Raw genomic sequence first — 14280 nt, forward strand, 5'->3', positions numbered from 1 at the left:
TTGGATATGCGCAAGGTGGGACCGCGAAACCGCGGAGAGCCGTGACTAGCCCGCTAAACAGCGAGTGCTCGGCAGTGGTTTCATTGTAAGCACGCAGAAGCGAGAAATCTGCGCATTTTCGAGAGGAATCTGCGTAGGCTTTGCTGTTTAGGGCCGGACGAACCGCTAAGCTAGTGCTAAACTGGCCTCCCCCAGCCCTGTGAGGCGGTGCAGGCGGGGGAATTTGGGAGCTGCCGGCAGCCGGGTCGCGGCCAGCGGCGAGGCTCCGCCCCACGTCCCACCATCGGGGAATCCCCTCGATTCCGGGAGCCGGGGAGCACTGAACTTCACACGCGGCAAGGACTTGGCGCTATGGCGACCGTTGCGGTGGGACTGATGAGCGGCACGAGCGGCGACGGCGTCGACGCCGCCCTGCTTGAGACCGATGGCGAGAACAAGATCGGCTTCCTGGGGGGGATCACCCTCCCCTACGACGAGGATCTCCGCGGCCGACTGCTCGAGACCTCGCAGCACGACGTGCCGATCTCGGAAATGCTCCGCGTCGAGAAAGAGATCTCCGAGCACCACGTCGAGGCCGTCCGCAAACTTCTCGCCGAGTATCCCAAGCTCGCCAAAAAGGTCGAGGTCGTCGGATTTCATGGCCACACCGTCCGCCACTCGGCGAGCGAAGGGATCACGATGCAAATCGGGAATCCCTGGATCCTCTCCCGCGACCTGAAGGTGCCGGTAGTCAGCGACTTCCGTCGCTGCGATATCGCCGGCGGCGGCCAAGGCGCCCCGCTGGTGGCGATGTTCCATCGCGCCCTGTTTAGCAAGGAGCCGCGGCCGACCGTCGTCCTCAACCTCGGCGGCGTGGCGAACGTTACCTGGCTCGGCGAGAAGGAAGAGATCATCGCCGGCGACACCGGACCGGGCTGCGGCCTGATCGACGAGTGGGCCCAAACGATGGCCGACTTGCCGCACGACCGCGACGGCCACCTCGCCCTGGCGGGCAAGGTCGATTGGGCGACTGTAGAACAGGCGCTCGACTCGCCGTTCTTCGATCTGCCGCTGCCGAAGTCGGCCGACCGGTTCGACTTCGACCACGTCGACGTCTCTGCGTTGAGCGTCGAAGATGGGGCCGCAACGCTGTGCGCCGTCACCGCCGAGGCCGTCTTCCGCGCCGTGAAGCGGCTGCCGGCGATGCCGAAGAAGACCTGGGTCACCGGCGGCGGCGTCCACCATCCATTCCTGATGAAGCAACTCAGCGAGCGTTTGGGCGAGTTGAAGAACGTCAGCGAGTTTGGGCTCAACCCCGATACCCTCGAGGCGGAGTGCTTCGCTTGGCTCGCCGTCCGGCACCAACGCGGCCTGCCGCTGACGATCCCCGAAACGACAGGTTGCGACGCCCCGCTCAGCGGCGGCACCGCGACGAAGTTCGGTTAAACCAAGTCCGGCTTTTCGGCTAGATATAGGGTGTAAACGCGTGCTAGCGGCCGTGCACGAGGATGCGCGGGCGGTGCTAGCGGTTCTGGGGTTTGGCTGCGGGCGGCGGGCCGTTATAGTTCCCCGCCTCAAACGAAGGCCGAGACGGTCCTCGTCCTTCGCACACGCCCGAACCCCTTCCTTCCCCATGCACGCGCGGTCGCTCCGCTGCAACTCGAACCGCCTGGCGATGGCCATGGTGCTGCTCGTCGTCTGCACGGCTGGCGGTTGCGGCACAACGCGCACCAGCAATACGGCCCGCACGGCGACCGAACAGTTGCTCATCTCCGACGCCGTCGACCGCACGGTGCAGCAGATCAACTTCAAAGTGCTGGCTGGCGAGAACGTCTTCTTCGATACCGCGCAGATGGGCGACGTGGTCGACAAAGGCTACTTAATTAGCTGCATGCGGCAGCATCTGCTCGCGAGCGGCTGCGTCATGAAGGACAAACGCGAGGATGCGACATACATCATCGAGCCGCGCGTCGGCGTGATCGGCACCGACAACCACGACCTCATGTTCGGCATTCCGGCATTCAGCGTGCCGCAACTCGCCACGGGCAGCGTGTTGCCGTCGTCGGTGCCGGAAATCGCCTTCGCCAAACGCCGCGACCAGATGGGCGTGGCCAAGATCGCCGTGTTCGCCTATCGCCGCGAGACGGGCGAACCGGTTTGGCAGTCGGGCATGGCGATGAACAAGAGCACGGCCAACGACATTTGGCTCTTTGGCGCCGGGCCGTTCCAGAAAGGAACGATCTACGACGAAACGCGCTTCGCCGGCATCGAAAAGAAGAAAGACGAGGACGCCAACGCCAAGGCGCCTGTTGAGGTGGAAGCGGAAGCGGTCTTCGCCAGCGCCCCGCCGCAGATTCAACATCGTGCGCCGAGTGGCGTCGTACAAGCGTCGGCGGAACTGCCTCTCGACCAGGGAGGCGGACCGCCTGTTCTGCCGCCGCCGGCGCGACCGATTGCCGAGGCGCCGAAGCCCGCGGAAGGCGGCGAGGATCCGGCGACGACTGCGGGGTGATGAAACTAATGGGGAATGTGGAATGGAGTGGGGAAGGAATGACTTCACCACGCCATTCCACATTCAGCATTCCCCATTAAGCGCCGCTCCGGCGGGTCGTTGCCCCGCGGCTACTTGACGGCGTCGAAGGCGAGCGGGTCTTCGTTCTTGGGATCGGCGATGCGGATCGACTTCTTGCCGCTGAGCAGATCATCAAGCAAGTTGCCGACGAGGTCAGCTCGCCAGCCTTTCAGCAAGACAGGCGTTTCAGTCGGGTCGATGCCGCCGAAGCCGTAGCGATAGGCAATTAACTCGCGCACGTCGGTCGCCGTGCCGACCATGCTCGCGGCAACTTCGTTCTGGCGGCAGATGGACGTGAGGGCAGGCGTGAGGAACTGCCCCAGCAGGTTGAGCTGCGGCGGCGGTTCCCGCTGCGTCAGGCGCTCGCCCCGTTCGAGCGGCGCATCAAGCCCGCGCCGCACGCAGTCAGCCAGTTCACTCGCTTTACGGCGGAGATCGCTCCGCTGCAATCCGCGGATGGCGAGAATCTGATCAGGCTGATCGGTCTTCCGCTTAGCGATTTCGACGAGGAGATCGTCTCGCAACAAGCGTTTCGGGGGTTGGTTGAGCTTCCGGGCTTCCTCTTGCCGCCATAGCCACAGCTCGCGAACGACCGCGAGGTTGCGGGCGTTGAGCGTGCCGATCCCCGAGACCCGCCGCCAGTCTTTGCGGTCCTGGGCTTCGACGATCGATTGCTGCCAACTGGCAAGCTCGTCTTTGAGCCACATCAGCCGGCCGCGCTTGTTGAGGATCTCCGTCAGCCGCTCGAACAGCGGCAGCAGGTAGCGGACGTCTTCAAGCGCGTAGTTGATTTGGGCGTCGGTCAACGGCCGGCGGCGCCAGTCGGTTCGCTGCTCCCCCTTCATCGGCTGCTTGCCGAGAAACTTGCCGACGACCGATCCGTAGGAGGCGGGGAACTCGTTTGAGCAGAACCCGGCGGCGAACTGGACGTCGAAGCTCCGCTGCGGGATCGACCCCACGGCACGGAGCATGAAGCTGAGTTCCTCACGCCCGGCATGGAAAACTGTCGTCTTCTCCCGCGCGGCAACCGCCTTCCAGAACGGCAAAACGTCGACGGTCTGCGGGTCGATCACCGCCATCTCGTCGGGGCTCACGACCTGAATCAGGCAAAGCTCGGGATGAAACGTATCTTCGGAGACGAACTCGGTGTCGAATCCAATAATCGGGGCGGCCTGGAGACGCTCGGAGAGCTCGTCGAGATCGCGTTGTTTGGTGACGATGGGGGCAGGCACGGGCGAGCAGTTCGGAAAGGGCTGAGAGCGACCGCGGGCGGCCGGGGGCGGGAAACCACCATTCTAAATAGATGGGCGGGCCGCGAAAAGCTGCGATTGTGCGAGCGCCACGCCGATTGGCGGAGCGCCAAGCGCGCTCGGACTCATGGCCGCAGGATAAAAATCCAATCCATCAGCCCCAGGATGGGGAGCAGAATCAGCACGCTATATCCCATGTAGCCGAAGAAGCTCGGCATCTTAACCCCCGACTTCTCGGCGATCGCCTTCACCATGAAATTCGGGCCGTTGCCGATGTAGGTCATCGCGCCCATCATCACGGCGCCGAGGCTGATGGCCGCGAGCAGCGGCTCTGGCACGCCGGCGGTCGGTCCGCCGGCCAGTTCCGGATCTTGGGCCGTTTGGAAGAAGACTAAGTACGTCGGGGCGTTGTCCAGAAACGACGACAGCGTGCCGGTCGCCCAAAAGAACTTCCCGGGGCCCATATCGAAGCGTTCCACCAAGTGGGTGCCGTTCGCTTTCAGAATCTGCAGCGCGGGCTGCATGCAGACGAAGATGCCGACGAACAGCGCCGCCACCTCGACGATGGCGTCATATGTAAAACGGTTCGCCAATCGCGACTCGCGCGGCCCAATGGCGAGCGACATCGCCACGAGCGCCAACTGCACCGCTTCGCGGAAGTAAAGCCACGGGTGCCAATCGGTTCCCGGAAACGCCTTGCTCGGATCAAGCATCGCCACGGCAATGACGACGCCGACCAGCAATAAGCCGTTAACTTTCAGACCGCTGACGCGGAGTCGGTGGAGCCGCGTGACGTCCCGTTCGATGTCCCGCACCGTTTCACGCGGGTGGTGATAGAACTGGTCCATCGACCAGTAAACGGCGAGCAACATGCCGTTCACGAAGAGCCACTCAGGCCACAGGTTGAGCGTCCAGAAAAAATCGACGCCTTGTAGGTATCCCAGGAACAGCGGCGGGTCGCCAATCGGCAGCAGGCAGCCGCCGCAGTTGCAGACGATGAAGATAAAGAAGACGACCGTATGGGCGACGTGCTTCCGCTGGTGGTTTGTTTCGAGCAACGGGCGAACGAGCAGCATCGCCGCCCCAGTGGTGCCGATGAGGCTGGCGAGCAGCCCGCCGATCAGCATGACCGTCGCGTTAGTGGTTGGCGTCGCCTCAAGATCGCCCGTGATGCGGATGCCTCCCGCGATCGTGTAGAGACTAAACAACAACACGATGAAAGGGATGTACTCTTGCAGCAATGCGTTGCCGAAGATCGTCGCGACGAACTCTGTTTGAAAAACGCTGCCGTCGTGCGCGGCAACGATCGCATGGCCCGGCCAGTGGGCTTCGACCGGCTCGTGGTGGAGGAATGCATAGTAAGCAAGCGTCAGCGCGCCCAAGCCTGCCGCGACGATGAAGCGATTGCGATTGTGCTCCCACCAATGCTCGGTCGCGTGGATCAGCGGGAACGTCGCGATGGCCCCCAATAGCAGCACGAACGGCGCGACCGTCCAGAGGGGGGGCGGCGAACCAGCGTGATGCGCGTCCGCGGCGTGCTCCACATCATTGGCGCCTTTATGAGCGTCCGCTGTCCCATCAACAGCAGGCTCTTCCGCATGATGACCGCCGAGCGCGGCGACCGTCCAACCCTGCGGCAGACCGACGGCGAAGCTCGTCCCGTAAAGGGCAAGCATAGCGAGAATCGCCCACAACATCTTGCTGCGTTCGCTCGACAGCGGCGTTTCGGCGTGTGTCGTCATCCTGCATTTTCCAATTCATTCTCGCCGCCGACGTACGACCGTTCTTGATCAGAACGCAAAGGTAAATTGAATTACAGCGAGAGTCCATGCCCCTAACCGCCTGCGATCGGCGGCAATTTCCGCTAGACTTCGCCTGTGGCCTTTCGACTCGCCCAGCACAACGCCCCGTCGGCTTTCGCTCCCGATGACTGAAATTTGGCTTCATCCCAATCGCCGCGCACTTTGGTCGACGCTTGCGACGTTCGCCGCCGTGAGTGCATTGGCATTGTTCGTCGTGTGGAAGTTTGAGTCGCTCGTGGCGCAACTTCTCGCGGGCCTGCTGGCCCTGCTCGCACTCCTGATGGTCGGCGCCGCGGCGGTCGAGTTGCGCCGGCCGCGGATCGCGTACCGCGACGGCAAAGTTCTGTTCAACCTGCGCGGGAGCGCCCCCGCAGCCGTCCCTGCTGAAGTAGTCGAAGCTTTTTTTCTGGGGCAAGGACCGGCGCACTTGCCGACGATCCACTCCGAAGTCCCCGAGTGCGTCAATCTCGTGGCGCGTTTGTCCGAAAAGGCGCCTGAGTGGTCACGCGTCGAGGTGAAACCGGCTCTCGGTCAATGGTGTGAAGGGTACGTGACGATCCGCGGGACGTGGTGCGAACCGCTGACGGTCGACGTGATTCGGCGATTGAACCGGCGGCTGCGTGAGTTGCGCGAGGCGGCCGCGGCCTCAGCAGGAGAGGCGACGTGACGCAGCTGCTGGTAAGCGTGCGCGACGCGGCCGAAGCGCAAGCCGCGCTCGACGGCGGCGCCGATTGGATCGACCTCAAAGAACCGGCCAACGGTCCGCTCGGCGCGGTGACGGCGACCGTCGCTCGCGGCGTCGCCGAGGTCGTCGCGGGTCGGGCTTCGCTCTCGGCGGCGGCGGGCGAGTTGCTCGATTGGCCGCACTCACCGGCGCGAGACCTGCTCGCGGTCGACGGCGTCACACAACTGAAGCTGGGCCTGTCGGCGTGCAACGACGGCGATTGGCGACAAGCGTGGCTCGTTGCACAGCGCGAGATCGTCGACGCCGGCAAGAAACTCGTCGCGGTCGCTTACGCCGACGCCGATCGCGCGCACTCTCCTATCCCGTTCGATGTGCTGGAAGCTGCCGCAACGGCCAGGGCTCGCTGGCTGCTCGTTGATACGTTCGACAAGAGTAGCGGCACACTCTTAGAACTGCTCGATGCGGCGGCGATTCAATCGCTCTTTGCTCGCGCTCAGCAGCTCGGCATGACGACAGCCGCCGCGGGTCGACTCACGCCGGCGACGATCGAGGCGCTGCCGCTTGAAGTCATCGACGTCGTCGCCGTCCGTAGTGCGGCATGCGGCGGCAATCGCAACGCCGTCGTGCGCGCACCATGCGTCGCCGCACTGCAACGCCTCCTAGCCAACTCTCCAGCGAGCCGCGGGGCTCGTCCCCGCGGTCTTCCCGCCACGCTCGATCTCCAAAATCCCGCCGCAAGCGGTCGGGGCTAAATGGCCGCCACGGCCTGCGACAACTGTCGCGCTACTAAGGCATTTTTCGGCCTGAAACCTATTTCCTTGACACCCCGCGCGGTTCCGCCATATTGACGGGCAGACGTCCTGGAGGATGTCTGTCACCATCCGTCGTGGATCTCATCGGATTTCTCGTGGGGGGAGATCAAGACGTGCCAAAGTCGGTATTGGAAGCGATCAAGCAGGGCCAGTGGGATTTCGAGCCAGAGTCGATTGAGGAAAAGCGGTTCGACTCAACCCGGGCGATGCCTGGAACTGACGAAAAACTGGAAGTGCTCGCCGAGCGGGTTCGCGCCGGCCTGCCTCTGTGGCATGGCCATGATCGGACCGATCTGGACGATTGCGAGGCGTGACGCCGAGGCCTCTGCCGCTAAGCCGGAATTCAATGGCGGCGTGTTTCACTCGCCGCCCGCCAAAAGTCCCTCTAACCGTGCGCCGCAACCTTACGTATGATTAGATGGCGTTGAAGGCGTCGTTCGTACGCCAGTTTCGTAGCCAGCTTGCGATCCGCTTCCCGTACGAACGGCGAAGCGGGCGAGATTCGTAGGAGCCGACCGCGTGCCGAAGTTTCACGTAGAAATCCCTCATACTCTCTCCGCCGATGAGGCGAAGTCCCGCTTGGAGCGGTTCGTCGAGTCGCTGCAAGCCCGATTTGGCGACAAAGTGAGCGATCTCGACCAGAGTTGGGCCGGCAACAAACTGTCGTTCGGCTTCAAGACGTTCGGCTTTAAGATTGCCGGCGCGATCGAGGCCCTTGATCAGAAACTCGACGTGAAGGGCGAAATCCCGCTGACGGCGATGATGTTCAAAGGGAAGATCGAAGGCGAAGTGAAAGAGCAACTGGCGCGGTTGATGCGTGCCTAACTGATCGCTCGTCGCTCGCGACTTGTACTTCGGCGCCTACTTCCGATTCCTCTGCGTGAGCGATCCCTAGCGGGGATTTACTGCCGGCGAATCGAGATCGCCGCGTCGCTCCGCTCGTGAGCGAATCCCGCGGGATTGAGCAGCGCTCGCAGTAGATCGTCGAGATTCGCTTTGTCGACCTGGCACGACACCAGGACGTTGCGACCTTCTGCCGTCTCCGGAATCGCCGCGTCCCAGTCAATTTGTAGTTGCAGTTGCGACGCCAACTGCGCGAGCACGGCCGCGAGCGGCTTGTTTTCGATCGTCAGCGTGAACCGCCGGTCGTCGAGTGCGCTGCCGCTCGACGACCTCGCAGGCCGCCGCGTCGGCGCAGCACGCGTCGCTCCGGCACTTCCGGTCGGTCGCCCCGCCAGCGCCGCACGCAATAGGTCGTGATCTTCAGTTCGCGCGACCACCGTCTGCCGACTTCCATCGCCGCTGGCTTTCGCAGTAGGAAGCTGCGCGAGCTGTTCCTGGAACGCCGCCGCGCGGGAGGGGGCGATGCGATACTCGCGGCTAACGGCGACGGGCCGCTCGATCGGCACAACGTCGAGCTGCCGACCATCGACGCCGAGCTGGCAGGTGAGATCGAACCCCGCCAACAGCAGCACCGCCCGATCGATGGCGGCGAGCGTCGGCAACTCTCGCGCGGGCCAGAGATCGTGCGGAATGCGATCGGCGTGAAGCGCACTCGCCTCGGCCTCCGCGGCGAGTTGCGTCAACAGCGCGCGTGGCTGGCTCAGTCGAGGCGCCGACCAAGGCGCCGGCTTGAGCCAAGCATTGCGAACAGCGGCAGGCGCCTTGGTGAGCGGCTCGCGCGCGAGTTCAGCGAGCGTCGTCAGTTCGTCTGCCGATTGTTGCGGACCGACGTACACAATCCCTGCGAACGGGACCGCCGCAGCGCCGACCTGCTCGCTCAGCGCATCGAGCACTTCGCTGACCGGCTGATCAGCGGCCGTGAGATTAATCGGCGTGCTCGGATCGATGCGACGATCGAGCCACACGGCGATTGACTGCGTTGCGGCAAGACGTTTGATCGCGGTCGCCAGTGGCACTTCTTGCCATGTCAGTGAGACCGGTTGTGAGAGTTGTTGCGCCGCGCGCCCCGCCCCGCTGCGGGCCGCCTGAGCGCACGCCGAGTCGCCGCCGATCGTCGCCGCGCAAGCAAGGCCGACGATCAGAAGACGTAGACGGCAACGATTGAAAGACTCCAAATACATCCGATGAATCACGTCCAAGGCGGGGCGAAGTAATTCGCATTTCAACGGCGTCAATACCGCCGTTGGGGGCAAATATCCGTTTTCTACATTCTCGTTGAGCAAATTGAGTTTGCAATTACACTCAGGTTTATCGTCTCATCGGATTTCGCTGCGCGTCGGCGAAAACCAGCGTTTTTTGCGACGATCCCCGCTCCTCGAATTGCAGCGTACTCGCCGTGAACGATGATTTTCGCCAAGGCCCGTTGTTAGTCGACTTCTTCGAGCAGTATCTCGACGACCACGACATCGCGCAGTTCCTACGGCTTACGTCGGAGCGTTATTTCATCGGCACGCTCGAGCGTCTTGCGCTCAATGGCGAGCGGATGGCGCGACGCGGCGCCGTGCTGGCGCTGGGGCGTTTGAGCGATTACCAATCGAATTCGGTCCTCGGTCGCGCGATGATCGACTTGGATCGCGGCGTCCGTACGCTCGCGGAACACGCCATTGGTCTGGTGTGGAATCGCGTAGGGTTAACCATTCATCAGCGGCGACTCACGGCCGTAGGCGAGCAGCTCGACGACGGCGATTACGACCGGGCGTCGATGCTGGCAGGCAAGATCATCCAGGATGCACCCTGGATCGCTCAGAGCTGGTTCCAGCGAGGTAAGGCTTACTTCCACCTGGGGCAGTTCGACGCTGCAACGCGAGATTGCCATCAGGCCCTAGAAATCAACCCGTACCACTTCCAAGCGGCGGCAGTGATGGGCGAGGCGTACGAGATGCAGCAGAATCTCGTCGCGGCGCTCGAATCGTTCCGCCGCGCGTTACGACTCAATCCGAACATGGAAGAGGTCCGCGCTCGGGTTATTCAGCTGCAACGCGCACTGAAAAATCAGTGATCGCACCGCCTCTGGCGCGCAGCTCACGCTTAATCGCGTGCAAAAAATGGAGCCCTCTCGACGCGTCGCTTACGGTAGGCATCGCGCGCTCGAGCCGCACGACCGCGAACAGACTGAGTCTTTGGTCCAGTTAGCCAGCGGCGCTGATTGCCGAAAGGGCTCCACGATCTGAGCCTAGGCCTGTTCGATGTCAGACGTCAACGCTCGCACGCAATTGCCGCGAATTCAGCCACGTGAACGCCGTTAGCGACGAATCACCCCGTCGCCCGCCGTGTTGAGCTGGCTCATCGCCTGCTTCACGCCCGCCGAATACGTCTGCGGCGAGGCCTGGAACTTCTGCATCGTTTCCTTCGACGAGAAGAGGTAGAACTCGTCGCCGTACTTGAAGCCGAAGTCGCGGACGCCGTCTTGCGAGACTTGATTCTCAAGCAGCAGCACGGGGTCCTTGCCCGCAAAAACCGGGCTGTAGCTATCGGGGGCGGCCAGGAACTGCTCACGCTGTTGCGGGCCGGCGAACAAGTAGGTGCGACCGCGATGAACCGCGCCAAACTGAGGGCTGCCGACCACCCATTTGTTGAGCGTCTTCAGCGAGACCGGGCAGTAGCCATCGAAGCAGAGCGAGGGCGAGCCGGGCGGCAAGTCGGCTTGCGTCGGCTTCTTCACCGCCGGCGGCGCGGGTTTGGTCGCAACCATCTGACTAGCGGCGGCGACGGCGGCCGGCGCTCCTTGCTGCGAGTTCGGATAGCTGCTCGGCATTCCGGCGCCCGGAGTCATCGACGGCTGCTGAGCGACCGGCGCGTTGGTCGGAGAAACGTTCGGCGTGGGCGTGATCGGCGCTGCGGCGGTCTGCGCCGAAGCGGCGTACACGTTCTGGGCTTGCCCGTGCACTTGCGGATTCGCTGGCGCCGTCGCATAGGGATTCACCTGCGCTTGAGGCGTCGCTGGGGCCGATTGCTGAGCGGCTTGCATCGCAGCCGCCGGAGTTACCGGAACCCCGCCCGGTAAACTTGCGTAGGCCGGGTTCGTTCCGACCGAATTTCTCGGAGCCTGCGATTGCTGCAGGTGCTGAGCGAGCCCGTGCAGCTGCGCCACATACGCGTCCGGCTTGTCCGGAATCGGCGGCTTCGCGACCGGCGTGCCGTCCGGAGTAATGACCACCTCCGTCGGTACGCGATCAATTTGGTAACGACCGGCCATGGCCCGTTCCAGATCGGCGTCGATCCGCACGGGGACGAACTGCTGTTCGATTGCCGCGGCAACCTGCGGCTGATTGAAGACAGTTTGATCGAGCGCTTTGCAGGGACCGCACGTGCGCGTCGTAAAATGGAGAAGCAAGTGGCGATTCGATTGAGCCGCCTCAACCTTGGCGGCGTCGAGATTGGTCCGCCAGTTCACTCCCGGAGCGGCTTGCTGCTGGCCGTACGGCGCTTGGGCGTACGCCACAAGCGAAAGTGACGCCACGGCAAATTGAGCGACGACGCCCTGCGCGAAGAGTCGGCTGAACATTGCGAATCCATCCGCTGTATTGATGAAGAGAGGCGAAGAGCGAGACGCGATCCAGGACGGAGCGTTCGTTCTCTATTAATATCGGCGAGTGCGGCCAGGTAACTTTGGGAAACTCTGCCAAGTACGCCGGTCGTGCCGAACGTGCCGCTTGGAAAGGGAGCAGGCGAATTGGTTAATTCCCGGCCTTCCAAACGCCGACGCAAATAGATAATTCACAACGACTTACAGCCGTCCGTACGCTCAGCCAGCGCCCGATTCCTTATGGGGCGGCCGTGCCAACTTGGCCGCCCGTCGGTGCCAGCAAGGGGGGGCGGGAGCGGCTCGCGGTCGTCGACGTTAAGCCAGCTTGACAAAGGGTTTGGCGTGGCTAATATTAGCGCGTAGTTCAGAACCCTGCTGGCAAGTTTGCTGCAGGCTCTTGAAGCCAGCTTTGGCTCTCCCCGATCGACGCCAGCTTGTTAGGCGTAAACGGGGCCTGGGGATCGGGTCGCGATGGGTGCGGGCACATGGTGCGTCGCCCAGCCAATGTTCGCGATCTGCAAGCTGCTCCCGTAAGCGAGCAACGTCAGAGGACGCCCGCAAGCAGTGGGTCCCAGCCAGATTTGGTGCAGATTCATTCGCTCGGATTATTCCGGCGAGCACAGTTCGCAGTGAAGCGATCTGCGACGGCGGCGCTATTCAGCAACAGCGCAGCAAGTCGTCGCAGGGTGCAATTTTTTTGGGCGTTCACGCAGGCATCGGCATGAAGTCTTGCCGCCCGCGATGAACGCCAATACGACTGGGTGAGTCGATCGTCTGGCACGTCGATCGCGCCGCCCGCCGATGAAGCAGGCCTTCACGAGTCGAAGGCCGCCGAGTTGCGAGAGCCGACGCATTTTTTCTGGGCGTCTCTCCGCGTCTTCATCGGCGATTGAGCCTGGCGGCCTATTGAAGTCGGCGATCGCTCAGCTTCGCAAGCACGAGGAGTGGTGCAGCGGCGATGCCAAGAGTTCCCGCGGCAGCCTCTCCGCCAAACTTTTCCCGCGATGCGCTGTAGCGCATGCGGGGCGTCGATTCACGACGAACGTCTGGTCGACGAACGAGTCAATTAAAGGGCACATGGCGTCCTGCGACGCCGCCCGGTCTTCGGGCATTTCTGATCAGGATTTAGGATTTTCTTTCGCATGGCTAAGAAGCAACGGTCTGGCGGGCGATTCCGCGGACGGAACAACAACAATGGCGGCCAAGGACAAGGCGGCGGCGGTGGCTACCAAGGCAACCGTAATCGCGGCGGTGGCGGCGGCTACGGCGGCGGTCAACAAAACCGCGGCGGCCAGGGCCAACGACGTCGTCAACAGTTCAACAACAACGACCAGCGGCGCGAGTTTGACGGCCCCGACGGCGACTATCTGCCGCTGACGGCCGGCTCGGGCATTCTCGAAATGCACCCCAACGGCTACGGGTTCCTCCGCGATCCGGCCACCAATTTTAATCGCGAACGGACCGATCCGTTCGTCCCTGGCACGATGATCGAGAAGTTCGGTCTTCGCGAGGGAGTGCTCATCAGCGGGTTGGTTCAGCACCACCGCAAGCAACAAGGGCCGCGCCTCCGCGAGATTCTCGACGTCGACGGCATGGCCCCCGAAGACTACCTCAACGTCAAGTCGTTCGAGCAGCTCACGCCGATCAACCCGGAAGAGTGGCTGCAACTCGAAACTGGCGCTCAGCCGCTCAGCACGCGTGTGATGGATCTCCTCACGCCGCTCGGCAAGGGGCAGCGGGCGCTCATCGTCGCCCCGCCGCGAACTGGCAAGACGGTGCTGATGCAGCACATCAGTCAAGCAGTTTCGCAGAACTATCCGGAAGTTGCCGTGATGGTGCTGCTGATCGACGAACGACCGGAAGAAGTTACCGATATGCGTCGGAACGTCAACGGCGAAGTCTTTGCAAGCAGCCTCGACAAGGACGTGGAAAGCCATGTCCGCCTCGCCCAGCTGACGATCGCCCGCGCTCAACGCTTGTCGGAAATGGGCAAGGACGTCTTCTTGCTGCTCGACTCGATCACTCGCTTGGCTCGCGCTTTCAATAAGTGGGTTGGCAACAGCGGCGCCACGATGTCGGGCGGCGTCAACATCAAGGCGATGGACATCCCGAAGAAGCTCTTCGCCACGGCCCGCGCGTTCGAAGAAGGGGGCTCGCTGACGATCGTCGGCACTGCCCTGATCGACACTGGCAGCCGCATGGACGAGCTCATCTTCCAGGAGTTCAAGGGCACCGGCAACATGGAGCTCGTGCTGGATCGCAAGCTCTCCGATCGTCGCGTCTACCCCGCCATCGACATCGAGCAATCGGGCACCCGCCGCGAGGAAAAGCTGCTGCCGCCCGATATGCTGCACGCCACGACGATGCTGCGACGGACGCTTTCGTCGATGCACCACGTCGACGCCATGGAGCAGTTGACGAGCAAACTTGGCAAGTTCAAGTCGAACTCTGAGTTCGTCTCGCTGATTCAAGGCGGCGTCGACTGATCTCGCCGTTAACTGGCGGAGGCGATTTGCGGCTGCGAAGCTTTTCGAAAGCAGCTTGAGGGCAGAAGGCTGCGCAATCGCAACTGACTTGCCGCGGAGGCACGCCGATCGGCAGTGAGCCGTATCAGCGTACAAACGACTAGTCGCCGGAGGGCCTCGGATCAGAGGCGATTTTCGGCAACGCTCGACGCCGAGCGACGCCGAT

At 62.9% G+C, this 14280-nt stretch carries 13 protein-coding genes; 9 read left to right on the plus strand and 4 right to left on the minus strand.

Annotated features, from left to right (window positions below):
* Nucleotides 1-351: 351 nt before the first annotated feature.
* Entirely contained in the window at nt 352-1425 is a 1074-nt protein-coding gene (locus PLANPX_RS20730) for an anhydro-N-acetylmuramic acid kinase (protein ID WP_152100572.1), read from the plus strand.
* Nucleotides 1426-1612: 187 nt separating this feature from the next.
* Nucleotides 1613-2491 carry a DUF6655 family protein gene (locus tag PLANPX_RS20735; protein ID WP_152100573.1) on the plus strand — a complete coding sequence of 293 codons (879 nt, stop codon included), beginning with the start codon at nt 1613-1615 and terminating at the stop codon, nt 2489-2491.
* Nucleotides 2492-2601: 110 nt separating this feature from the next.
* Here the strand turns inward: PLANPX_RS20735 and PLANPX_RS20740 are convergent, their stop codons facing one another.
* Both PLANPX_RS20740 and PLANPX_RS20745 read right to left on the minus strand, forming a co-directional pair.
* The gene (locus tag PLANPX_RS20740; RefSeq protein ID WP_152100574.1) at nt 2602-3783 is read right to left on the minus strand and encodes a ribonuclease D; all 1182 of its coding nucleotides are present in this window, start codon (nt 3781-3783) and stop codon (nt 2602-2604) included.
* A gap of 143 nt (nt 3784-3926) precedes the next feature.
* Nucleotides 3927-5543: a sodium:proton antiporter gene (locus PLANPX_RS20745; protein WP_198421778.1), complete on the minus strand. Its 1617-nt coding sequence runs from the start codon at nt 5541-5543 to the stop codon at nt 3927-3929.
* Between the two features lie 184 nt (nt 5544-5727).
* Here PLANPX_RS20745 and PLANPX_RS20750 point away from each other — a divergent pair, with 184 nt between their 5' ends.
* From PLANPX_RS20750 to PLANPX_RS20765, 4 genes are all read left to right on the plus strand, one after another.
* Nucleotides 5728-6270, plus strand: coding sequence for a hypothetical protein (locus PLANPX_RS20750; protein WP_152100575.1), 543 nt, complete (start codon nt 5728-5730; stop codon nt 6268-6270).
* On the plus strand, nt 6267-7040 hold the full coding sequence (locus PLANPX_RS20755; protein ID WP_152100576.1) for a (5-formylfuran-3-yl)methyl phosphate synthase: 774 nt from the start codon (nt 6267-6269) through the stop codon (nt 7038-7040). The genes PLANPX_RS20750 and PLANPX_RS20755 overlap by 4 nt, the downstream gene beginning before the upstream one ends.
* A gap of 173 nt (nt 7041-7213) precedes the next feature.
* Nucleotides 7214-7414, plus strand: coding sequence for a hypothetical protein (locus PLANPX_RS20760; protein ID WP_152100577.1), 201 nt, complete (start codon nt 7214-7216; stop codon nt 7412-7414).
* A gap of 205 nt (nt 7415-7619) precedes the next feature.
* Complete coding sequence (locus PLANPX_RS20765; protein ID WP_152100578.1) at nt 7620-7925, plus strand: polyhydroxyalkanoic acid system family protein; 306 nt, start codon at nt 7620-7622, stop codon at nt 7923-7925.
* Nucleotides 7926-8002: 77 nt separating this feature from the next.
* Here the strand turns inward: PLANPX_RS20765 and PLANPX_RS20770 are convergent, their stop codons facing one another.
* Nucleotides 8003-9184: a hypothetical protein gene (locus PLANPX_RS20770; RefSeq protein WP_152100579.1), complete on the minus strand. Its 1182-nt coding sequence runs from the start codon at nt 9182-9184 to the stop codon at nt 8003-8005.
* Between the two features lie 215 nt (nt 9185-9399).
* On the opposite strand from PLANPX_RS20770, the gene PLANPX_RS20775 reads away from it, so the two are divergent.
* Entirely contained in the window at nt 9400-10062 is a 663-nt protein-coding gene (locus tag PLANPX_RS20775; RefSeq protein ID WP_152100580.1) for a tetratricopeptide repeat protein, read from the plus strand.
* Nucleotides 10063-10305: 243 nt separating this feature from the next.
* On the opposite strand, the gene PLANPX_RS20780 is transcribed toward PLANPX_RS20775, so the two are convergent.
* Nucleotides 10306-11568, minus strand: coding sequence for a thioredoxin family protein (locus PLANPX_RS20780; RefSeq protein WP_152100581.1), 1263 nt, complete (start codon nt 11566-11568; stop codon nt 10306-10308).
* A gap of 782 nt (nt 11569-12350) precedes the next feature.
* Between PLANPX_RS20780 and PLANPX_RS28295 the strand changes: the two genes are divergently transcribed.
* Together PLANPX_RS28295 and rho are read left to right on the plus strand one after the other, a co-directional pair.
* Nucleotides 12351-12482: a hypothetical protein gene (locus tag PLANPX_RS28295; protein WP_261344405.1), complete on the plus strand. Its 132-nt coding sequence runs from the start codon at nt 12351-12353 to the stop codon at nt 12480-12482.
* A gap of 249 nt (nt 12483-12731) precedes the next feature.
* Nucleotides 12732-14075: a transcription termination factor Rho gene (gene rho, locus PLANPX_RS20785; RefSeq protein WP_152100582.1), complete on the plus strand. Its 1344-nt coding sequence runs from the start codon at nt 12732-12734 to the stop codon at nt 14073-14075.
* The last annotated feature ends 205 nt before the right edge of the window (nt 14076-14280 follow it).

It is taken from the genome of Lacipirellula parvula (assembly GCF_009177095.1).
GTDB classification, from domain to species: Bacteria; Planctomycetota; Planctomycetia; order Pirellulales; family Lacipirellulaceae; genus Lacipirellula; species Lacipirellula parvula.